The organism is Sanguibacter gelidistatuariae (assembly GCF_900096585.1).
GTDB classification, from domain to species: domain Bacteria; phylum Actinomycetota; class Actinomycetes; order Actinomycetales; family Cellulomonadaceae; genus Sanguibacter; species Sanguibacter gelidistatuariae.
On sequence record NZ_FMYH01000001.1, the window covers coordinates 133,231 to 153,756 of the forward strand.

The 20,526-nt window shown below is 71.1% G+C and carries 21 protein-coding genes and 1 riboswitch; of the genes, 10 read left to right on the forward strand and 11 right to left on the reverse strand.

Features of this window, described 5'->3' with window-relative positions; all coding sequences use genetic code 11:
* Positions 1–30 precede the first annotated feature (30 nt).
* Both BLQ50_RS00680 and BLQ50_RS00685 read left to right on the forward strand, forming a co-directional pair.
* Positions 31–1,017: an aldo/keto reductase gene (locus tag BLQ50_RS00680; RefSeq protein WP_217629093.1), complete on the forward strand. Its 987-nt coding sequence runs from the start codon at positions 31–33 to the stop codon at positions 1,015–1,017.
* Between the two features lie 74 nt (positions 1,018–1,091).
* The gene (locus tag BLQ50_RS00685; RefSeq protein ID WP_175558960.1) at positions 1,092–1,553 is read left to right on the forward strand and encodes a DoxX family protein; all 462 of its coding nucleotides are present in this window, start codon (positions 1,092–1,094) and stop codon (positions 1,551–1,553) included.
* On the opposite strand, the gene BLQ50_RS00690 is transcribed toward BLQ50_RS00685, so the two are convergent.
* From BLQ50_RS00690 to BLQ50_RS00705, 4 genes are all read right to left on the reverse strand, one after another.
* Entirely contained in the window at positions 1,535–1,825 is a 291-nt protein-coding gene (locus tag BLQ50_RS00690) for an antibiotic biosynthesis monooxygenase family protein (protein WP_093180449.1), read from the reverse strand. The two genes, BLQ50_RS00685 and BLQ50_RS00690, sit on opposite strands and share 19 nt — an antisense overlap.
* Before the next feature lie 98 nt (positions 1,826–1,923).
* Positions 1,924–3,222: an ABC transporter ATP-binding protein gene (locus BLQ50_RS00695; protein ID WP_093180451.1), complete on the reverse strand. Its 1,299-nt coding sequence runs from the start codon at positions 3,220–3,222 to the stop codon at positions 1,924–1,926.
* A complete protein-coding gene (locus tag BLQ50_RS00700; RefSeq protein WP_093180453.1) occupies positions 3,222–5,009 on the reverse strand; it encodes an ABC transporter permease in 1,788 nt (595 codons plus the stop codon). The genes BLQ50_RS00695 and BLQ50_RS00700 overlap by 1 nt, the downstream gene beginning before the upstream one ends.
* Positions 5,010–5,297: 288 nt before the next feature.
* On the reverse strand, positions 5,298–6,374 hold the full coding sequence (locus BLQ50_RS00705; RefSeq protein ID WP_093180454.1) for a thiamine ABC transporter substrate-binding protein: 1,077 nt from the start codon (positions 6,372–6,374) through the stop codon (positions 5,298–5,300).
* Between the two features lie 51 nt (positions 6,375–6,425).
* Positions 6,426–6,530: riboswitch (TPP riboswitch) on the reverse strand.
* Positions 6,531–6,625: 95 nt separating this feature from the next.
* Here BLQ50_RS00705 and BLQ50_RS00710 point away from each other — a divergent pair.
* The 3 genes from BLQ50_RS00710 (at position 6,626) to BLQ50_RS00720 (ending at position 8,463) form a co-directional block, all read left to right on the forward strand.
* Entirely contained in the window at positions 6,626–6,898 is a 273-nt protein-coding gene (locus BLQ50_RS00710; RefSeq protein ID WP_093180456.1) for a DUF4235 domain-containing protein, read from the forward strand.
* Between the two features lie 111 nt (positions 6,899–7,009).
* A complete protein-coding gene (locus BLQ50_RS00715; protein ID WP_093180457.1) occupies positions 7,010–7,381 on the forward strand; it encodes a YbaB/EbfC family nucleoid-associated protein in 372 nt (123 codons plus the stop codon).
* The gene (locus tag BLQ50_RS00720) at positions 7,378–8,463 is read left to right on the forward strand and encodes a YbaB/EbfC family nucleoid-associated protein (protein ID WP_093180459.1); all 1,086 of its coding nucleotides are present in this window, start codon (positions 7,378–7,380) and stop codon (positions 8,461–8,463) included. The genes BLQ50_RS00715 and BLQ50_RS00720 overlap by 4 nt, the downstream gene beginning before the upstream one ends.
* 48 nt (positions 8,464–8,511) lie before the next feature.
* Here BLQ50_RS00720 and BLQ50_RS00725 read toward each other — a convergent pair whose 3' ends face one another.
* The 3 genes from BLQ50_RS00725 to BLQ50_RS00735 all read right to left on the reverse strand — a co-directional run bounded on the left by BLQ50_RS00725 (position 8,512) and on the right by BLQ50_RS00735 (position 12,496).
* A complete protein-coding gene (locus BLQ50_RS00725; RefSeq protein WP_245700886.1) occupies positions 8,512–9,363 on the reverse strand; it encodes a VOC family protein in 852 nt (283 codons plus the stop codon).
* A gap of 301 nt (positions 9,364–9,664) precedes the next feature.
* A complete protein-coding gene (locus BLQ50_RS00730; RefSeq protein WP_093180462.1) occupies positions 9,665–10,795 on the reverse strand; it encodes an alpha/beta hydrolase in 1,131 nt (376 codons plus the stop codon).
* A 9-nt stretch (positions 10,796–10,804) separates the two neighbouring features.
* Positions 10,805–12,496, reverse strand: coding sequence for a phosphatidylglycerol lysyltransferase domain-containing protein (locus tag BLQ50_RS00735; RefSeq protein ID WP_139185651.1), 1,692 nt, complete (start codon positions 12,494–12,496; stop codon positions 10,805–10,807).
* A 191-nt stretch (positions 12,497–12,687) separates the two neighbouring features.
* Here BLQ50_RS00735 and BLQ50_RS00740 point away from each other — a divergent pair, with 191 nt between their 5' ends.
* Positions 12,688–13,668, forward strand: coding sequence for a 1-phosphofructokinase family hexose kinase (locus BLQ50_RS00740; protein WP_245700812.1), 981 nt, complete (start codon positions 12,688–12,690; stop codon positions 13,666–13,668).
* A 46-nt stretch (positions 13,669–13,714) separates the two neighbouring features.
* Positions 13,715–14,479 carry a 5'/3'-nucleotidase SurE gene (gene surE, locus BLQ50_RS00745; protein WP_093180465.1) on the forward strand — a complete coding sequence of 255 codons (765 nt, stop codon included), beginning with the start codon at positions 13,715–13,717 and terminating at the stop codon, positions 14,477–14,479.
* Between the two features lie 49 nt (positions 14,480–14,528).
* Here the strand turns inward: surE and BLQ50_RS00750 are convergent, their stop codons facing one another.
* From BLQ50_RS00750 to BLQ50_RS00760, 4 genes are all read right to left on the reverse strand, one after another.
* Positions 14,529–16,328 (reverse strand): alpha/beta hydrolase, encoded by a 1,800-nt coding sequence (locus BLQ50_RS00750; RefSeq protein ID WP_245700813.1) that lies wholly within the window; start codon positions 16,326–16,328, stop codon positions 14,529–14,531.
* Between the two features lie 34 nt (positions 16,329–16,362).
* Entirely contained in the window at positions 16,363–16,518 is a 156-nt protein-coding gene (locus BLQ50_RS18465; protein ID WP_175558961.1) for a hypothetical protein, read from the reverse strand.
* A complete protein-coding gene (locus tag BLQ50_RS00755) occupies positions 16,508–17,224 on the reverse strand; it encodes a DsbA family oxidoreductase (protein ID WP_093180466.1) in 717 nt (238 codons plus the stop codon). Before BLQ50_RS00755 ends, BLQ50_RS18465 begins: the two co-directional genes overlap by 11 nt.
* A gap of 63 nt (positions 17,225–17,287) precedes the next feature.
* On the reverse strand, positions 17,288–18,133 hold the full coding sequence (locus tag BLQ50_RS00760) for a DUF2510 domain-containing protein (protein ID WP_175558962.1): 846 nt from the start codon (positions 18,131–18,133) through the stop codon (positions 17,288–17,290).
* A 319-nt stretch (positions 18,134–18,452) separates the two neighbouring features.
* On the opposite strand from BLQ50_RS00760, the gene BLQ50_RS00765 reads away from it, so the two are divergent.
* From BLQ50_RS00765 to BLQ50_RS00775, 3 genes are read left to right on the forward strand one after another with little or no spacing between them, the layout of a single operon-like run.
* Entirely contained in the window at positions 18,453–19,076 is a 624-nt protein-coding gene (locus BLQ50_RS00765) for an AIM24 family protein (protein WP_245700814.1), read from the forward strand.
* A 1-nt stretch (position 19,077) separates the two neighbouring features.
* Positions 19,078–19,755 carry an AIM24 family protein gene (locus BLQ50_RS00770; RefSeq protein ID WP_093180471.1) on the forward strand — a complete coding sequence of 226 codons (678 nt, stop codon included), beginning with the start codon at positions 19,078–19,080 and terminating at the stop codon, positions 19,753–19,755.
* Between the two features lie 10 nt (positions 19,756–19,765).
* On the forward strand, positions 19,766–20,506 hold the full coding sequence (locus BLQ50_RS00775) for an AIM24 family protein (RefSeq protein ID WP_093180473.1): 741 nt from the start codon (positions 19,766–19,768) through the stop codon (positions 20,504–20,506).
* Positions 20,507–20,526 lie beyond the last annotated feature (20 nt).

The following is a 20,526-nucleotide window of genomic DNA, read 5'->3' on the forward strand; positions in this document are numbered from 1 at the left end:
ACCTACGACGACGCAACACGCACCACGCCCATCGGAACCCGGACCCTCGGCTCCACCTCCCCGCTGACTGTCTCTACCCTCGGCCTGGGCTGCATGGGCATGTCCGAGTTCTACGGGACCGGCGACGAGGCCACCGCGGTCGCCACGATCCACCGCGCCCTCGACCTTGGTGTCACCTTCCTCGACACGGCCGACATGTACGGACCGTTCACCAACGAGCGCCTCGTCGGCTCCGCGATCGCGGGCCGCCGCGACGAGGTCCAGCTCGCGACGAAGTTCGGCAACGAACGCCTCCCCGACGGCACCCGCGTCGGCATCAACGGCCGCCCCGAGTATGTGCGCGCTGCCTGCGACGCCTCGCTGGCCCGGCTCGGCGTCGACCACATCGACCTGTACTACCAGCACCGCGTCGACCCGAACGTGCCCATCGAGGACACGGTCGGGGCGATGGCCGAGCTCGTCGCGGCGGGCAAGGTCCGCCACCTCGGACTGTCGGAGGCCTCTCCGGAGACCATCCGCCGGGCACATGCCACCCACCCGATCACCGCGCTGCAGACGGAGTACTCGCTGTTCACCCGGGACATCGAGGACGCAATCCTGCCCGTGCTGCGCGAGCTCGGCATCGGCCTGGTCCCCTACTCACCCCTCGGCCGTGGGATCCTCACCGGTGCCCTGACCGCCACGTCCCTCGAGGCGGGTGACTCCCGCCTGACGGCCTACTTCCCGCGGTTCCACGGGGCCGCGCTCGAGGCCAACCTGGCGCTCGTCGCGAAGGTCGGCGAGCTCGCCGCGGCGAAGTCCGTCACGCCAGGCCAGCTCGCGCTCGCCTGGGTGCTCGCCCAGGGCGACGACGTCGTGCCGATCCCAGGGACCAAGCGCGTGCGCTACCTCGAGGAGAACGCCGGCGCCGCCGCCGTGACCCTCACCCCAGCCGACCTGGCCGCGCTCGAACAGGCGGTCCCCCGCGGCGCGGTCACGGGCGCCCGCTACGGAGACATGTCCTCGATCAACACCTGACCCCACCCCGCTCCCGCCCCTCCGCTGGGGCGTGGTCGGGTGGCGGGAGGTTGGGGGTGGGAGACGATGGGGTCATGTCCTTTGAAACCGGCTCGGCTGCCCCCGTCGTCGCCCCACCGTCCGCGCCCCGGACGGTGGGGCGGTGGGCGCTCGGCGCGTTCCTGGTGTTTGCCGGGGTGAGCCACCTGACCTTCGCCCGCTCCGAGTTCCTCGCCCAGGTGCCCGGCTGGGTTCCTCTCGACCCGGACACCGTCGTGCTCGTCTCGGGGGTCATGGAGATCTCCCTCGGCGGGGCGCTGATCGTGCTCCCGGGCCAGCGGGTGCAGGTCGGCTGGCTCGTCGCGGCCTTCTTCGTGGCGGTCTTCCCCGGCAACATCTCCCAGCTCCTCACGCACACCGACGCCTTTGGCCTCGACTCCGACCGGGCCCGCGCCGTCCGCCTGGTCTTCCAGCCGCTGCTCGTCGTGTGGGCGCTGTGGTCGACGGGCGCGTGGGCCGCATGGCGCTCGGGGAAGGCTCAGAGCACCCGCGCATAGTGCTCGACGACGGGGAACGGCTCGTAGAACCGGTGCAGCAATTCACGCCACCGGCCGTACTGCGCCGATCCCCGGAAGCCCTCGGTGTGGTCCTCGAGCCGCTCCCACTCCACCAGCAGCAGGTACGTGCTCGGCGACTCGATCGACCGGGACAACGACAGCCCACCGAATCCCGGCATGGCGGCGATGATCTCCCGTGCCTGCGCGAAGGCAGCCTCGAACGCCTCCTCGCGACCAGGGATGACAGGTAACAGCGCGTGCTCGGTGATCATCCCTCGATGATGCCAGCCCCCGGTCAGCCCCCGCACCTCCCCCTGAGTGCGGGAGATTGGCTGGACAAATCGCCGGGCAGGCAGCCGTTCGGCCGCACTCAGCGAGTGGGGGCGGGACTCAGTGGCCGGGGGTGGTCGGGAGTGGCAGGGACGAAGACTGGGGCGGTTGCGGCGACGGTGAGGGTGACCTGGGTTCCCGGGGACCACAGCGCTGCACCGTGGGCTACCGCGGCGCAGCGCTGGATGCCGTCGCCCAAGTCGGCGTCGACGACCACCTCGGTGTAGCCGCGGCGGAACGCCGCACTCACCACGACGCCCGAGAAGGCAGCGGCACCTGGCCCTGCACCCGTCGCTGTCCATCCGGCCGACGCCGTGCCGCTGGCCGACGTCGCGTTCCCACCAGCACCAGCACCAGCACCAGCACCAGCCGACGCGATCAGCCCCTGCGGCCCGATCGCGAGCCACCCGCCGTCAGCCGGGATGAACGCCTGGTACCCGAGGAACTCCGCGACCTCGCGACTCGCCGGAGCCGCCCACAGCCGCGACGGCTCGTCGACCTGGAGCAGTCGCCCGCCCGACATGACGGCCACCCGGTCGGCAACCGTGAAGGCTTCGTCATGGTCGTGCGTGACGAACAGCGCCGTCGTCCCGGTGGCCACGAGCGCGGCGCGCAGGTCCCCCGCGAGGCGTTCGCGCAGCGCCCGGTCGAGCGCGGAGAGCGGCTCGTCGAGGAGCAGCAGCTGCGGCTGGGGGGCCAGCGCCCGCGCGAGCGCGACCCGCTGCCGCTCCCCACCGGACATGGTCGCGACCGAACGACTCTCGCTCCCCGGGAGCCCGACGACGTCCAGCAGCTCCGCGACGCGCGCGCGCCGGGAGGCCTTGGGCATCCCGTGCATGCGCAGCCCGTACTCGACGTTGCCGGCCACGTTGCGGTGGGCGAAGAGCTGGCCGTCCTGGAACATCAGGCCGAAACCGCGCAGGTGCACCGGCACGGACCCGACGTCGGCGCCGTCCCAGAGCACCCGCCCCCCGGCGACCGGCTCGAGCCCGGCGACGGCGCGCAGCAGGCTCGACTTGCCGCAGCCGGACGGCCCGAGCAGCGCCATAACCTCCCCGGGGGCGACCGTGAGGTCGACGTGGTTGACCGCCGTCACGGTCCCGGCCGACCCGCGGCCGGTCCGCGCCGCCGGATACGTGACGACCACGTCCTCGATCCGAAGCCCGGCAGTCGCGCGCGAGCCCGCCTGCGACTCGCTCGCCGTCCGACCGGTCGCTCGCTCGTCACCCTGCCCGCGCCCCTGCGCAGCCGGCGCGTCCTGCGCGGGCCGGGCACCGGCGTCGGGCAGGGCGGACACCGCGCCGGATATCGCGGCGATCTCGTGATCGATGGCTGCCATCAGAACTCTCCTGTTCGTTCTCCGCGCAGTCGCTCGGCGAGGAGCATGACGGTCGCTGTGATGAGGGCGAGGACGACCGACGCCGCGAGCGCCATGCCGTAGTTCTCCGCGCCGGGCTTGCCGATCAGCCGGAAGATGACGATCGGCAGGGTTGCGGTCTCGGGTCGGGCGAGGAAGGACGTCGCGCCGAACTCCCCGAGGGAGACGGCGAAAGCGAAGCCGATGGCCAGGCCGAGCGAGCGCGCAGCGATCGGCCAGTCGACCGTGGCGAGCACCCGTCCGGGCGGCGCACCGAGGGTCGCGGCGGCCTCGCGCTGGCGCGGGTCGATCGCGCGCAGCACCGGGAGCACGGTGCGGACCACGAGCGGCGTTGCGACGACCGCCTGCGCGATCGGCACGAGCAGCCCGGATGTGCGGAGGTCGACATTCAGCCCGAGCGGCTTGTCGAGGGTGATGAGGAAGCCGAAGCCGACGGTCACCGCGGAGACGCCCAGCGGCAGCATGAAGACGGAGTCCATGACCGAGATCGCCCGCCGGGCCCGCGGCGCGCGCGGTCGCCGGCTCACCACGAGCGCGACAAGGCCGCCGACGACGAGCGCGATCACGGTCGCCCCCGCAGCCGTCCGCAGCGACGTCGCCGCCGCCTCCCACACCGTCACTGTGAGCGCATTCCTGCCGCCGGTCGTCCCCAGCGCCGCGTAGTTCCCCAGCCCCCAGCCCGACGCCGTGCGCAGCGACTTCGCCACCAAGTTGGCCAGCGGCCACGCGAGCAGCACCAGCACGACGACGGCCGTCACGAATGCCGGGAGGGCGTCGGCGCCGAACCATGCGCGACGCCGCGCACCGGCTCCGCGCGCACCGTCGCCAAGCGCACCGTCACCAAGCACACCCGCACCGCGGGAGCGCGAGCAGGAGCCCACGGCCGCCGTCGGGCGCCTAGTCCCGCGCAGTCGCAGCGGGTGCGTCGACCGCGTCGCCGCAGACAAGTTGAGCGCGTGCTCGCGCCGCGAACGCGCCCGCGAGGCGACCCACAGCGCGAGGGAGACGATGACCAGCTGGGCGACGGAGAGGACCGCGGCCGTGCGCAGGTCGAGGAACTGGACGGTCTGCATCCAGATCTCGGTCTCGATGGTCCCGTACCGCTGCCCGCCGAGGACCAGCACGACCCCGAAGGCCGTCGCGCAGAAGAGGAACACGACGGCCGCGGCCGAGGCGATCGCCGGAGCCAGCGCCGGCAGCGTCACGGTCCGGAACGCGCAGGCCGGTGAGGCCCCGAGCGCCCGTGCGGCCTGCTCGGCCCGCGGGTCCAGGTGCTCCCACAGCCCCCCGACCGTACGCACCACGACCGAGTAGTTGAAGAAGACGAGCGCGGCGATGATCGCCGCGAACGTCCCGTCCCACCCGAGCCACCCCAGTGGCCCCGACTCGCTCAGCAAAGCCCGGAACGCCACCCCCACCACAACAGTCGGCAGCACGAACGGCACCGTCACCAACGCCCGGACAACCCCCTGCCCCCGAAAAGAGCACCGATACAGCACATAGGCCCCCGGCACCCCCAACCCCACAGACAGCACCGTCCCCAGCACCCCCTGCGCCAACGTCAACCCAACAATCCGCCAAGTCCGAGGCTGCGAAAAAACCTCAGCAAACCCCCCAAGATCAAGCGCCCCCTCCACCCAGAACCCGCGCCCCACCAGCGCCGACACCGGCCACACAAAGAAGATCCCCAGGAACGCGACCGGAACGGCAACAGCCACCCCCCAAGCGACAATCCGCCCCCAACCCAACGACCGCGAAGCCGAGGGCGAGGGTGAGGGCGATGCCGGAGGCAAGGGTGAGGGCGATGCCGGAGGCAAGCCCGACGGCGAGGCCGAAGGCGAGCCCGTCCCCGTACGCGATGCCGAAGGCGAGCCCACCCCAGCCCACTCCCCGCTCCCCTGTGGTGACGTCCCTACGAAGGGAGGAGGCGGGGCGCCCGTCCCGGTGTGGTGGGCGTCAAGGCGCGACGAAGGAGCGCCCGGGCAGGACGGGCGCCCCGCCTCCTCCCGCCCCACCCGAACACCAAGAAACACCAGCTACCCAATCACCGAAGCAGTCCAAGCCTTGATCCAAGAGTCCCGATCCTCAGAGATCAAAGCAGCATCCAAACCAATAGGCTCAGCAGGCACCGGAGCAAAAGCAGCCCAATCAGCCGGCACAGAAACATCCCCATTCACCGGGTACATATACATCGACTCCGGAAGCTCAGACTGGAACTCGTCCCCCAGCAAGAAGTCGATGAACTTCTGCGCCCCCACCGGGTTCGACCCGTTGGCCAGCACACCCGCGTACTCGACCTGCCGGAAGCACGTGCCGAGCAGCGCCGCCGTCGTCGTGGACGCGCCGTCCTCGGTCACCGTGAAAGCCGGTGAGGACGCGTAGGACAGGACGATCGGACGGCTACCGTCCCCGCCCGCGCCGGTGAAGTCGGTGTAGTAGGCGTCTTCCCAGCCGTCGACGACCTTGAGGCCGTTGTCGGTGAGCTGCTTCCAGTAGTCGAGGTACCCGTCCTGGCCGAATGCGCCGATCGTGGCGAAGAGGAAGGCCAGCCCGGGGCTGGACGTCGCGGGGTTGGTGACGACCGTGAGGTCCTTGTACGCCGGCGTCGTGAGATCTGACAGGGTCGCGGCCGCGGCCACGCCGTGGTCGGCGAACCAGCCCGTGTCGATGTTCAGGCACACGTCGCCGTAGTCGATCGGGGTGAGCGACCCGGCATCGTCGAGTAGCAGATCGCTCGCCGAGCCGGGCAGCGCAGGGGAGGTGTAGGGCGTGAAGACGCCCGCGTCGACGGCGCGCGAGGCGAAGGAGTTGTCGATTCCGAAGGCGACGTCCCCGAGCGGCGCATCGGTCGTGAGCACCAGCTTGTTGGCGAGCGCCCCGCCGTCCCCGGTCGTGATGAGGTTGAGCGTGAGCCCGCTCTCCTTCTCGAAGGCCGCCTTGGCCTCGTCGCTCATGGAGAAGGAGTCGTGGACGACGACGTCGAGCGTCGTGGGCGCCGGGCCGTCCGTCTCGGCGGGGCTGGCGCCGCAGGCGCCGAGCGCGAGGACCAGCCCGCCCGCGAGGGTGGTGGCAGCGAGACGGGTGAAGCGGCGTCGGGCAATGGTGGTGTTCATGGTGCTGCGTCCTCCTGGACTGATCGCCTCAGAAGGGGTTCCACGCTGGGCGTGGCGAGATTCCCGACTCCCTACACCGGTGCTAACCGGATCAGGTTCGAGGGTCTGCGGTCTGGCCGCACTCTCAGCGCTGTGTGCGCTCCCCTGTCGTTCCCGACGAGTTTACCTCCGACCGGTGGTGTGCGGTCGCGCGCTGAGCCGACTAGCGTTAGGCGATCAGGGAAGACACCTGATCTAAACTCGGAGGAACCGTGGCCCAGGACCAGTCGATGCCCGTCAAGCTCGCAACACTCGCCGTGTCGTTCGGCGCCGGGTGGCTCGCCCAGAAGGCCGTCACGGCCCTGTGGACCAAGGCCACCGGGCACAACCCCGCATCCGTGGACGACGACGACGCGACCCTGGTCAGCGTCGTCACCTTCGCCGCGGTCACCGGCGCGACGGCGGCCCTCACCAAGGTCCTCGCCTCACGCGGGACCGCGCGGGTGGCCCGCCGGATGAGCGACCGCAAGGCCCTGGCTGCCTGACCTTCTCGCAACCTGCCCACGCCACACCGATCGGGGGACTTCTCCCCATCGGAGCGAGGACGAGCATTGGGTACTCTCGGTGGCGGAATTCGTGCAGGGGAGGGTGGCGGCGTGACCGAGGAAGATCTCGCGGAGCAGGTCCAGGACGCCCTTGCGTCCGCGCACCGGCAGGCCGCCCGTGCGCGGCGCGCCGCCGTGGAGATCGCGGAGCTGCGCGGGTCGGGCCGGTCCCCCGGCGGTGAGGTCACCGCCGCCGTCGACCACCGCGGGCTGGTCCAGGACGTGACGCTCGCCTCCGCGGCGATGCGCCTCGATGCCGCCGGTCTCCGCACCGCTGTGCTCGCCACGATCGCAGAGGCGGGGGCCGACCTGCGGGTCCAGGCCGCCGAGGCGACCCGCGGACTCGACATCGACCCACGCCTGCCGGCGGATCAGACCGAGGCCTTCGACCTCGCCGACCGTCTGCTGCGCGGCCCCCCGTGACCGATACATACGGGATCGGGATCCTGTGCTCCCCGCTCCTAGGGATCCCCCCCTCCCGCGTCCAGGCCGACGCGAGCGCCGGCACCACCCGGATGCGGGACCTCGTGGATGCCACGGCGGACAACCTGGAGACCGCGACCGTGACGCAGGCGGTCGTGGATGCAGCGCGCAACGGCGACTGGATCGGGGTGAGCCTGGCTGGCGCCGGCATCGGCGTGCGGGAGGAGCCGACCGCGTTCATCACCGATCCGATCGGCGAGCTGCTCGCCAGCGGCGCGGCATTCCTCATGGAGTATCTCGACCCGTTGCCCGCGATGCTCGACTCCATCGCCGGCCACCCGGGCGAGATCGACGCCTTCGCCGACGCCCTGCGCGGCACGTCGGCGTCGGCGTCGTGCAAGGGGACCGCCGGGGCCCTCACGGTCGCCAGCCAGATCGTCGCGACGGTGCGCTCGGTCGCCGGTGACCTCATTGCCGATCTCGTGGCCAAGGTCATCAAGTGGGTGGCGCAGACCCCCTGCACGGCCGGGCTCGGTGCCACGTGGGCGATCCCCGACGCCTGCGCCGCCGTGGCCGAGTGGGTCCTGCACTTCAGCGGGTGGTTGAAGGATCTTGTCGCCTCGATCGGCCGCCTCGGCGAGCTGGTCACCGAGGCGAGCGGGGGACCCAAGGGGATCTCCGAGAAGGCTCAGGAGGTCGCGACCGCGCAGATCGACGCCTGGGTGGCCCAGGCCCAGCGGCAGGCCGGCGCGGCCCAGGCGCTGCGTGCCTCGATCGAGGCGCTCGAGGTGAGCCACTGGTCGCCGGGGCGCGAGGTGCACGTCGTCGTCGACCACGCCGGGCTGCTACGCGACATCGAGTTCTCCGACGGCGCGCTGGACCTGCCGCACACGGACCTGTCTGGGCTCATCATGACGACCGTCCGCGAGGCCCGCGCCCTGCTGCGCACCGCCGCCGCCCAGGTGGCCGGCGAGCACGTCAGATCCAGCGACTCTCTCGCGCGCTCGCTCACCAAGGAGTACCGGACGATCTTCGCCGACGACGGCGTCGTGCCCGACGACGGACCGGGCGGCAAGGCCTGACTCTCGTTCCGGTGATCAGAAACCAGGAGGGTCAGGCCACCGAGCGCATCACGCCGCGGAGACGGCGATGCGGTTCTTCCAGGGGTCGGTGAAGGTGAGCGCCGCGCCGTCGTGCGCGGAGGCGATCTGGTGGTGGGCGAGGCGGTCCGCGAGGGCCGCGACGTCGTCGGGCGCGGGGACGACGATCGAGACCTCGCCGAGGCCGAGGGTGACCGCGCGCGGCCCGGCGCCCATGGACGCCCACGTGTTCATGGCCATGTGGTGGTGGTAGCCGCCGGCCGAGACGAACAGCGCGCTCGGCATCTCGACGGTGACCTCGAAGCCGACCGTGTCGACGTAGAAGCTGCGCGCCTGCGCGACGTCGCCCACCTGGAGGTGGACGTGTCCGACGATGGCGTTCTGTGCCCCCGGCGCGGCGGCGATCTCCTCCGTGAGGTGCTCGCGGATGAAGGCGTTCGGGTCGAGCGCGAGGGTGTCCATCGCGACCCGTCCGCCTGCCCAGGTCCACTCGTCTCGGGGGCGGTCGACGTAGAGCTCGATGCCGTTGCCCTCCGGGTCGTCGAGGTAGAAGGCCTCGGAGACGAGGTGGTCGCCGCTGCCGGTGTAGAGCTGCGGGGCGACCTCGGCCACGCGCAGGACTGTCGCGGCGAGCGCGGCGCGGCTCTCGAAGAGGATGGCTGTGTGGAACAGGCCGGCCGAGCCGCGGACTCGGCGCGGCAGGTCGGGGGCGTGGCGCAGCACGATGAGCGGCACGGTCCCGCGGCCGAGGGTCACGACGCCGGCGCGGCGGTCGGCGGCCCCAGAGTCTGAGCCGGAGCCGATGACCTCGAGCGCGATGGCCCGGGTGTAGAAGTCGACCATGGCGTCGATGTCGTGGACGTAGAGCGTCACGGCGTCCATCGACGTGGCCGCGGCCAGCAGGTCGTCAGGCGCCAGCACGTGGTCGGGGGTGGTCGGCGTGTAGGTGGCGGCTGCCGGGTTGATCATGTCGCGGCTCAAGGGGGCTCTCCTTCGGGGTATACAACTAGTTGACCATTCATTAGTTGAACTGTCAACCAACTGACGCCCCACACCCTTCCCCACCCATCCGCCCCGAATCGCTGAGTGCTGGATTTTACACGCGAAACGGCGGTTTTCGCGCGTAAAATCCAGCACTCAGCGGAAGGCCGGCGGGGGCCGGCGGAGGTGTAAGGGGGTGGGGTTAGGGAGCGGGGTGGGTCAGGTGGGTGCTGGCGAAGATCAGGGCGTAGGGGAGGCCGGCCTGGACCTCGGACCAGGTGTGGGACTCACCCTCGTTGGTCCGGAACAGGACCGTCTGGCCGCGGTCCGCGAGCTGCTGGGCGACCGCGCGCACGTCGTAGACATCCCGGGTCTCCGTGCCGACGTCGAGATAGGCGGCGAGCGGCTCGGTGAACTTCATCGTCGGCAGGTAGACGCTCGGAGAGTTGGCCTGGATCCGTTCGGTGTCCCCCTTGAACGCATCGTCTCCGGCCGATCCCGGGTCCCCGTACCCCTCGAAGGAGAGCATCACAGACCATGTGTCGAGGTTGCGCAGGGCCAGGTTGAGCGCGCAGAACCCGCCCGAGGACATCCCGCCGATCGCCCGGCTGGAGCGATCGGGGACCGTCAGGTAGTTGGCATCGATGAACGGGACGACGTCTGAGAGCATCCACGTCTCCAGCCGCGGCCCGTCGTCCCAGTCGAGGCACTCGGTGTCCGCCCTCTTTCCCCCGCCGTTGACGTCGATGGAGACGAGGATCATCGGCTCGACCAGCCCGTGGGCCAACAGCACGTTCATCGCGTTGTCGGCATTGCCGGCCACGAACCAGTCCGAGGAACGGCCGGGGGTCCCGTGGAACAGGTAGAGCACCGGGTAGCGGACGCTGCCCTGAGGGTCGTACCCGGGTGGGGTGTAGACCCATGCCTGGCTCGCCGGGATCGATCCTGCGGCGTCGCCCGGCATGGTGATGACCTCGAGCCCCCCGCGCGTGGACGTCGCTCCGGTCGCCTGGTGGGAACCCACCAGCCCCTTGGCGAGTGCGATCGCCGCGGAGGCGTTCGGGATGTAGCCGGAATAGCTGTTGGCGAACGCCCCCGCCGCGATCACCACCAGGACCGTCGCACCGACGCTGACGAGCACCACCCGCCTGCGGTGCGCTTCCAGGTGCCGACGACGCCGGAGCCAGACCACGAAGAAGGCGATCAGGAGGACGACGACCACGAGCACCAGGGCTGCGAACCACCAGGACGAGACCCAGTAGGAGCTCTGGAGCTCATCGATGACGGCCGGGGGAACCTCGACCTGCGCTCCGGGGGTGGTGGGGGGTTCCACTCGTCGAGCCTACTTTTTCTCGGCGGAGTCGGCGCGCCCGGGCTCGAAGATCTTGGGCGTGCGGATCACCCCCTCGGCCTCAGACATCACCAGCCCTTGGCGGACGAGGGAGTCGATCGCACCCAGGACGGCGTACCGGGGCCGCCACTGCGGGCCGAACTTGGCGTTGAACCTCCACAGCGACTCCACCTGCGCATGGCTGGTCGTGCGTCGCACAAGCTGGCTCATGATCTTGGCGCCCCGCCCGGTGCGTTCCCCGGCGACAAAGTCACGCATGACCGCGAAGTTCAGGGTGAGCAGCCCGCCGCCGTCGGCCACGACCTTGGTGATCGTGTCGATCACGACGAACTCCATGACGCCGTTGGGCAGCTCGGAGTCGAGCCGTCGGCGCATGACGTCGAGGGACCAGCCGTGCTCCCCGTCGCCGCCCGCGGCGCCGAACGGCACCCACTGGATGAAGGCCTGCGCCACCCCGGCGTGGTCCCGGGCCACCGACAGCAGCAGACCTGTGTCGTCCGGGTCGAACATCCGCGAGAGCGTCATGGAGAACCCGCGCTCGGCGTCGCCCTGGCGAGACTGCGTGGCGATCGCAGCCAGCTCAGCCCGCTCGTGCGGGCTGAGCGTGCGCGGGTCGTGGAAGGTCGTAGTCAGCCCCGCCCGGTTCACCCTGTTGTACGCCTGGCGGACACCGCGCATCGCCCGTCCGTCCAGCGTGAAGGTCGCGGCGTCGACCACTGCCTCGTCCCCGAGGTACACCGGTCGCAGGCCGAAGGACTCATAGATCTCCAACCAGTCCGCCCCGGCTCCGAGCACCGCGACCGACCACCCGTTCCGCTCGGCGTAGGCCATGAAGTCCGCCCACGCCTCCTCACGCCCGTCGTCGGGCCCGATGGGATCGGGGGAGACCAGGCAGACCCCGGTGCGGACCGTGTGCGCCACGACGGTCGAGGAGGTGAAGAACCACTGCTTGTCGTCGCGCAGCGCGAAGTAGTCGAGGGACCCGTCGCCGTATCGGTCAACCAGCAGCCGGGCCCGCTCCCGCTCTCGCCGGTGGGCCTCCCCCACGAGCGGGCGCGGGGTCGACGCCGACAGCACCACCCACAGCACGCTCCCCAGCAGCCCCAGCGCAAGCGCGACGACGACGGTCCCGCGGTGCGCGTCACCCAGCCACCTCGTCGCGTGTGCCCCGTGGTCGATGCGGTCGGGATGGATGCGCTCCACGGCCGCCGCGCTGAGCACGTACGCGATGATCAGCGCGGTCACCGTCCCCGCGACCGCCAACAAGATCGCGGCCCGCTGGCGAGACCAGCTCGGCCGGACAGGGAAGGCCGCCCGTTTGGTCACGAGCCAGATCCCGGCGACGGCCGAGAGAGCCGCCTCTTCGACGTCGAGCCCCTTCGTCACGTGCAGCACGACCGACGCCCCCAGCAGCGCGAGCGCTCCGATCCAGGCGAGTCGCTGCCCGCTGCGCAGTCCTCGCCCGACGAGCAAGAGGCCGAAGGAGACAAAGATCAGGGTGATGGCGGCCGCGTGCGGCACGACCGACGGCACGATGTCGAGCAGGTCGTGCAATCGCCCGCGCAGCGGGCGGGTCACGGTCGACAGCAGGCCGACGACCCCCAGCGCCGCGACCATGTACGCCGCAACCGTGCGTTGCCGGTCGTGCTTGATCCATCGGCTCCTGGGCCTGCTTCTGCTCACCCAGGCAGTATGCCCCCGCCCGCACGCGCCGCCCCACCCCCGCCTCCCCCGATCCGCTGAGTGCTGGGTCTTACACGCGAAACGCCGGCGTTTCGCGTGTAAGACCCAGCACTCAGCGGAGGGGGCGGAGGGAGGGGCTGCAGAGGGGGCTTGCGCGGGTGGGGTTGGGCGCTGCGGCCTACGCTCGGGGGGTGGAGGAACGCTCCTCGGGGCAGCCTCGGGTGTGCGTGCTCGCGCCGATGCCGCTGCTGACCGTGACGATCGAACCCGCGGCGGTGGCGCCCGGCCCCGGACCCACCGCCGCGGCCTCGCGCGCGCCGGTCCACCCCGAGATCCACGTCCACGCCGGCGGCCAGGGGCTGTGGATCGCCCGGATGGCCTCCTCCCTGGGGGCCGACGTCGTCGTCTGCGGGCCTTTCGGCGGGGAGAGCGGGGACGTCGTCGCGCACCTGGCACACGGGGAGCACCTCGCACTGCGGCCCAGCGCCGCGCACGGGAACGGGACCTACATCCACGACCGGCGCGAGGGCGAACGCCGAGAGGTGGCCGTCATGCCGCCGGAGCCGCTCAACCGCCACGAGCAGGACGACCTCTACGGCACGGTGCTCACCGAGGCGCTCGACGCCGACGTGTGCGTCCTGACCGGCGCCGACGCGGCCACGGGCCTGCCCACCTCGTTCTTCCACCGGCTCGCGGCCGACCTGCGCACGGCCGGCTGCCTCGTCGTGGCCGACCTCTCCGGGGACCAGGCCCGCGCGGTCGCGGAGGTCGGCGGCGCCGTCATGAAGATCAGCCACACCGAGCTCATCGAGGCCGGCTACGCCTCCGCGGACACCTTCGAGGCGATCCGCGCCGGGGCACAGGCGCTGCTCGCGGCCGGGGCCCGCGCCGTCGTCGTGTCCCGGGCGGCCGAGGCCGGGCTGCTGGCCCTGCCCGACGCGCACCTGGAGGTGACCACTCCGCGGGTGCGGGCCGTGGACCACCGCGGCGCGGGCGACTCGATGACCGCCGGGATCGCCGTCGCACTGGCCCGCGGCAGCTCGATGCACGACGCCGTGCGGCTCGGCTCAGCGGCCGGCGCGCTCAACGCCACGCGCCGCGGCCTGGGCACCGGCCGCCGCGACGCGATCGAGCGTCTCGCCCAGCACGTCGAGGTGCGCCAGATCCGCTGACCCCCGACCCCGCCACGACCACAGCCCACGACCACCGAGGAGAATCATGCGGGCACTCATCACCAACGACGACGGCATCACCTCCCCCGGCCTCGCCGTGCTCGCCGCCGTCGCGCGCGAGGCCGGCTACGACGTCACGGTCGCCGCCCCGGCGCGGGAGTCCTCCGGCGCGGGCGCCTCGCTGATCAGCGCCGAGCGCGACGGCCGGCTCATCTTCACCGAGACCAGCCCCCCGGGCCTGCCCGACGACGTGCCCTCCTTCGCGGTCAAGGCCACCCCCGCGTACATCACCTTCGTCGCCGCCCACGACGGCTTCGGTCCCCGACCCGACCTCGTGCTCTCGGGCATCAACCGGGGCGCCAACACCGGCAATGCGATCCTGCACTCGGGGACCGTTGGGGCAGCGCTCTCGGCCATGACCCACGGCATCCGCGGGGTGGCGGTCTCCCTGGACTCCCCCGACCCGGTGCACTGGGAGACCGCCGCGGCGGTGACCGCCCGGGCGGTCGAGTGGGTGGGGACCCTACCTGCGGTCTCACCCGGCTGGGTTCCCGGGGTGCTCAACATCAACGTCCCGGACTGCGAGCTGGGCGACCTGCGCGGGCTGCGCCGGGCGACCCTGGCGACCTTCGGTCGGGTCCAGGGCACGATGTACCGCCTCGACGAGGGCAAGGTGAAGCTTCAGTACGAGGCGGTCGAGAGCGCCGAGACACCGGGCACCGACGCCGCATTGCTGCGGGCGGGCTGGGCGACCGCGACCCTGCTGCGGGCGCCGTGCTTCGACCCCGATCTGGCGATGCCGGAGTTCTGAGGCTGCGGAGTTCTGAGGCGGATTTTTGAGGTGGCGGAGCGGCGCGTCGTCAGCTCGCGGCGTCAGCGGTCACCCAGTCGCGCAGCCGCGCGGTGTCGTCGGCGGTCCAGCCATCGGGTTCCAGGATCGCCGCCCAGGCGTCGATCGTGCCGAGCTCGTAGTTGTGGCCGTAGCCGTCGGGCGTGTCGATCGAGAACACCATGTCCACGGTGACCTGCCAGAACGTCACGAAGGGGAACCAGTTCATCTCAGGGTTGACGGTTGGTGAGAGGTCTTCCTTGAGCCAGTCCGGCTGTCGCAGCAGCAGGTCCGGGGACCACCACACGATCGGGTCGGTCGCGTGCTGGAGGTAGACCACGCGCGGGGCCTCCCACGCCCCCAGGCCCTCCAGGTCGTCGGAAGAGTCGGCGAAGCGCACGTGCTCGCCGTCGTCGACCACGGGCAGGCGCTCGGGCGAGCCCGCGTCGCGGCGGTTGGTGATGCGACCCCACGGCTCGGCGAAGTTCGGGGTGCCGATCCACAGCGCGCCGTCGCTGCGGGCGACCATGTCGTCCGCACCGCTGAAGGCCGACTGACCGCCGTAGGAGCCGAGGCTCTCACCGAAGACGACAAGCTGGGGACGGTCGTCGGCGGGGAGGTCGGACCAGACGTCGTACACCGCGTCGAAGAGCTCCTGCCCGGCGTCCTGCGGGGTCTCGCGGTCGGCGATGAAGGCGAGCGGGCTGGGCAGGAAGGAGTACTGCATGCCCGCGACGGCGGTGTCCCCGTTGTAGAGGTACTCCAGGGCCATGGTCGTGGACTCGTTGACCCATCCGCTGCCGGTGCTCGTGGAGACGGCGAGGACCGCGCGGTCGAAGGCGCCGGTGCGCTCGAGCTCAGCCACGACGATCGCGGCGATGTCGTGAACGTCGCTCGCCGAGCCGAGGCCCGCATAGGCGCGGATCGGGGTGAGGGCGGGCTCTCCGTTGAACGCCTCGAGGTCGGCCGCGGTGGGCCCGTCCGCGACGAAGGCACGACCGTTGCGACCCAGGTCCTCCCACGCGACGGGGGAGGCGGGCGACCCGGAACGCTCGGGGGCGTCGGGCTGGTCGACTCCGTCGACCTCCAGGCGGTCCGTGGCCGCGGCCATGTTCCCGCCGACCGCGAGCACCCCAGCCAGGACGCCGTCCTGGACGAGGATCACGGTGAGCACGATCGCGACGCTTGCGCCGACGATCTTGGCCGGCAGCGCCGGGATGAACCGGGACCCGAAGCGGGCGACACGCTTGCCCACCCAGATGACCAAGCGCCCGAAGGCGATGAGGCCCACGGCGACCAGCGCGGACAGGGGCAGGATGAGGACCCACAGCCATCCGTCGCCGCCCGGCATGGCGACGAGCTCCCGGGTGATCGTCTGCCACCGAGCGCCCAGGACGAGGGCCGTGGGCACCTCGATGACGATGAGGATCACGAGCGCGATCCAGCCCCAGCGGCGGGCGCGCGCCGACCAGTCCGGGGAGAAGCCGAGCTTGCGCAGCCCCGCCGCGACCGTGGTGCCGACGCCGTAGCCGAGCGCCACGCAGATCCCCGTCGCCACGGCCTGCAGGTACCACGGCCGGGGCAGCAGGGACGGGGTCATCGACCAGGTGAAGAACACGACCGCGAACCAGGAGCCGACGCCGTGCAGCGACCACCAGCGCGGGATGCGGGGCACGGGCGGCAGAGCCGGGTCATGGACCAGCCGGGACCACCAGCGGGCGGGTGAGGCCGTGGGCAAGGCTGCTGACGCAGCAGTCGGCGTCGGCTGGTCTGCCGTCGCGAGGGGGTCCGTCGCCGCGGGCGGAGCAGTCTCACCGATCGTGTTGGTCACCCCCAGAGCCTAGAGGTTTCCGGGGGCGCGCCCGTCAGGCCTGGGCCGGCGAGGACGGCAGGGCGCACACCCCGTCGATGCAGATACCGGCGTCGTCGGCGCCGACCATGACGAAGGACGGCGCCGCGAGCGGCGCTGGCTGCTCGCCGGACGGCGCGGCGGCCGCCTCGGCGGCGCGGTCAACGGGCATCGGGAACCACCTCGGGTGAGGCGTCCTCGGATGCCTGCGTCGCGGCGTCGGCCACGGCCTGCTCGAGGACCTGGACGAACGCGGCCGGGTCCTGCGCGCCGGACACGCCGTAGCGGGAGTCGACGACGAAGAACGGGACGCCCTGGATGCCGTAGGCGATCGCCTGGGCGAAGTCGGCCTCGACGTCGGCGGCGAACTCCCCGCTCTCGAGGGCGTGGCGCGCCTCGTCACGGTCCAGGCCGATCTCGGCGGCGAGGTCGACGAGATCGTCGACCCGGCCCACGTGCTTGCCCTCCTCGAAGTACGCCCCGAGCAGGCGCTCCTTCATGTCGAGCTGCCGGCCCTGGGACTTGGCGAAGTGCAGCAGCTCGTGGGCCTTGAGCGTCTTGGTGTGCTGGAGAGCGTCGAAGTCGTAGTGCAGCCCGACCGACTCGGCGATCTCGGTGACCTGCGCGAGCATCTGCTGGACGCGGTCGGCCGGCATGCCCTTGTGCTTGGCGAGGAAGTCGATCTCGGAGCCCTCGAAGTCCACCGGGGTGTCCGGGGCCAGCTCGAAGGAGTGGTACTCGATCTCGACCGTACCGTCGAAGCCAGCGGCCTCGAAGCGCGCCAGTGCGTCCTCGAAACGGCGCTTGCCGATGTAGCACCACGGGCACGCGATGTCGGACCAGATGTCGACCTTGATGTTCTTGGTTGTTTCGCTCACGCCCGTGCTAACCACACAGGCGGGACGGACATTCCCCGCCCGTCCCGCCGCCTCACGACCTGATCAGCCCAGGCCCACGTAGAAGAAGCCGTCGTCCTCGAGGGTCAGCATGACGGTTCCGTCGATCTCGGTGCCGTCGCCGAAGGTCAACGTGCCGGAGCAGGCGAAGACCTCCATGCTCTTGCCCTGCTCGGGGACCTTGGCGTCGTCGATGCGGTCCTTCACCACGGTCAACCCGCTCGTGGCGACGAGCTGCTGGTCGCTGCTGTTGCCCGCGGAGGCCGAGATGGTGTCGTCGTTGAGGGTGTCGCAGTCATAGCCGCTCGGGAGCGGCTCCTGGATCTTGACGCCGGTGCTGGACGCGGACCCTGCGGTGGGGTCGTCGCTCATGGCCATGCCGATCCCCATGATCGCCACGACGCCGACCGCGGCACCCGCGATGGCGATCTTCACCCCGCGCGGCGACCCGGTCGTCGGCCGGTCCGCGGTCGGGATCTGCTGGCCGCCGCCGAACTGGAAGCCGCCCGCACCGGCTTGCTGATTGGCTGGCTGGTGGTTGTTGGCTGGCTGCTGGGTGGCAGGCTGCCCGACGCCGGGCTGCTGGCCATAGCCGCTCGGCTGGAAGCCGGGCTGGCCGAACCCGGGCTGGCCGGACTGCTGACCAGGCTGGGTGTAGCCGGACTGCTGCTGGTCTGCCGACTGGCGACCGGGGTGCTGGTAGGACACCCCCGCACCGTTCTGACCCTGCTGGTTCTGCGCCTGACCCTGCCAGCCCTGCTGCGTCGTCGGGCCCTGCTGGGGCGCCTGGGCGGGCGCCGCCTGGGTCTGCGTGGTCCAGCTCTGCCCGTCGAAGAAGCGCATCAGCTGCGGGTTCTGCGGGTCGACGTACCAGCCTGCGGGGGCGGCCATGGTGCTCCTTGTCCGGTGCATCCCAGTTCGGTGTGGTGCTGCGCGACGCGTGGGATGACCGCGATGCCGCCTCGTGGAGCCTATGGGGACCTCTCCCCGTGACGCAACACGCCCCTCCCATGCCATCATCGACCGACACCCGACCCACTCACCCACCCCACCTACCTCCTCCCCCGTTGAGTGCATGAAGATGCGCGTGTCGCACCGGCGTGTCGCGTACAAAATCGTGCACTCAGCGAGGGGCGGGGCGGCGGGGACCGGGGGCGGGCGGAAACGCAGGCGCCGTCGGCGCAAGCGCCGAGAGAGCATGAGGAGCTTCGTGGCACAGCTGAGGATGCAAGGGCACCGCGTGCTCGTCGCCGACCTGGCGAACGAGACGATCCGCGCGATCACCGGGTCGATGGTCGCCTACGACGGCGCTGTCGCCTTCAAGAACGCCGGCATGGGCGGCGGTGACGGTTTCAAGGCCGCCTTCAAGCGCAAGATGACCGGAGAGTCCATCTCGCTCATGGAGGTGACCGGGAGCGGCACGGTGTACTTCGCCGTCGACGCCCAGGACATCACGATCCTCGAGCTCACCAACGACGCGTTGCACGTCGAGGCCTCCCAGCTGCTGGCCCTCGTCGGGCAGCTGCGCACGGACGTGAAGTTCACCGGGCTGCGCGGGGCGACGTCGGGGCAGGGCCTGTTCACCACGACCGTCACGGGAACCGGCACCATCGCGCTACTCTCGGCCGGCGGGCCGATCATCGCCCTCGAAGTCGCCCCGCAGTACCCACTCGTCGTGGATCCGGACGCCTTCGTCGCCTTCCACGGCCAGCTCAACCAGACCTTCGTCACCGACGTCACGTGGCGCTCGGCCGTCGGCGGCGGGAACGGCGAGGCGTTCTCGCTCCGCTTCGACGGCCAGGGCATCGTCTACATCCAGCCAGAGGAGCGCTGACATGGCCATGGAGCTCGAGAACTACAAGGTCCTCAAGACGACGATCCACCCCGGGCAGCGTGTGTTCGCCCGCCAGGGGTCGATGCTCTACTACACGGGCGACGTGGTCTTCACCCCCTATTCGATGAGCGGGGGCGGCGGCGGCATGCCGGGCGTCGGGGCGATCGCCGGCGCCGCCGGGCGGATGATGCAGGGCGAGCACGTGGGCCTCATGGTCGCCGAGGGTTCCGGGACGGTCTACTTCGGCCGCGACGGCCTCTACGTCGAGGTCATCGAGCTGGACGGCTCGAGCGTGCTGACGGTCGAGGCGGAGCGGATGCTCGCCTACGAGGGCAACGTGCAGACGTCGATCGTGTCCCTGTCCTCCCAGGGCGGCATGCGCGGGGCGGTCCGCGGCGCGGTCACCGGCCAGGGGATGTTCACCACGCAGGTCACCGGCTACGGCACGGTCGCGGTGCTCTCCCACGGCGGGGCCATCGCGTTGGCCGTCGGCGGGGCGAAGCCGCAGGTCGTCGTGGACCCGCAGGCCTACGTCGGGCACCTCGGCCAGATCACCGTGGACCTGTCCGCGCACGTCGGCTTCCGGGACGTCGTCGGGCGCGGGTCGGGGGAAGCGATGCAGCTCAAGCTGAGCGGCCAGGGCACCGTGTGGGTGCAGGCATCCGAGAAGAAGTTCTAGGGGAGACGCGATGAGCATCCAGATCCACAACCCCGGGACGCTCCCGGTCAACGACAACATCCCCGGCAACGACTACGCCTTCTGCGTCGACCTCGCCGGCACGCCCTGGTTCACGTCCAAGGGCGCGATGATCGCCTACTACGGCAACGTGGCCTTCGAGCCGCTCTCGCGGACGAACCTCACCGCGATGGTCGCCTCGCAGTTCTCCTCGCCGCTCTACGCCGACGACTGGGTGGTCGCCCAGGGCCAGGGCAAGCTCATCCTCGGCGACCGCGGGTACAACATCAACTCCTTCGACCTCGACGACGGCAACCTCACGATCCGCGCCTCCAACCTGCTGGCCTTCGAGCCGGGGCTGAGCCTCAAGCAGTCGATCGTCCCCGGTTTCCTCACGCTCCTGGGCACGGGGAAGTTCCTAGCCTCCTCGAATGGGCCCGTCATGTTCGCCGAGCCGCCGCTGCGGGTGGACCCCCAGGCCCTCGTCGGCTGGGCCGACTGCCCGTCCCCGTCGCACCACTTCGACGCAGCGTGGATGCACAGCTTCCTGTCCGTGGTCGGCGGGTTCTTCGGCATGGACTCCGACGAGGAGCGCCAGTTCGACTTCACCGGCGCCGGCACCGTCCTCGTCCAGTCGAGCGAGAAGATGCTCAACGACGGCCACGTCCTGCGCCAGCTCGAGGCCCAGACGGTCCAGCTCAGCCAGGCGAGCCTGCTGCAGCTGCACAGGTCGATCGGGTCGCGGCTGAGCTAGCGGGACGGTTCCACGCAGGC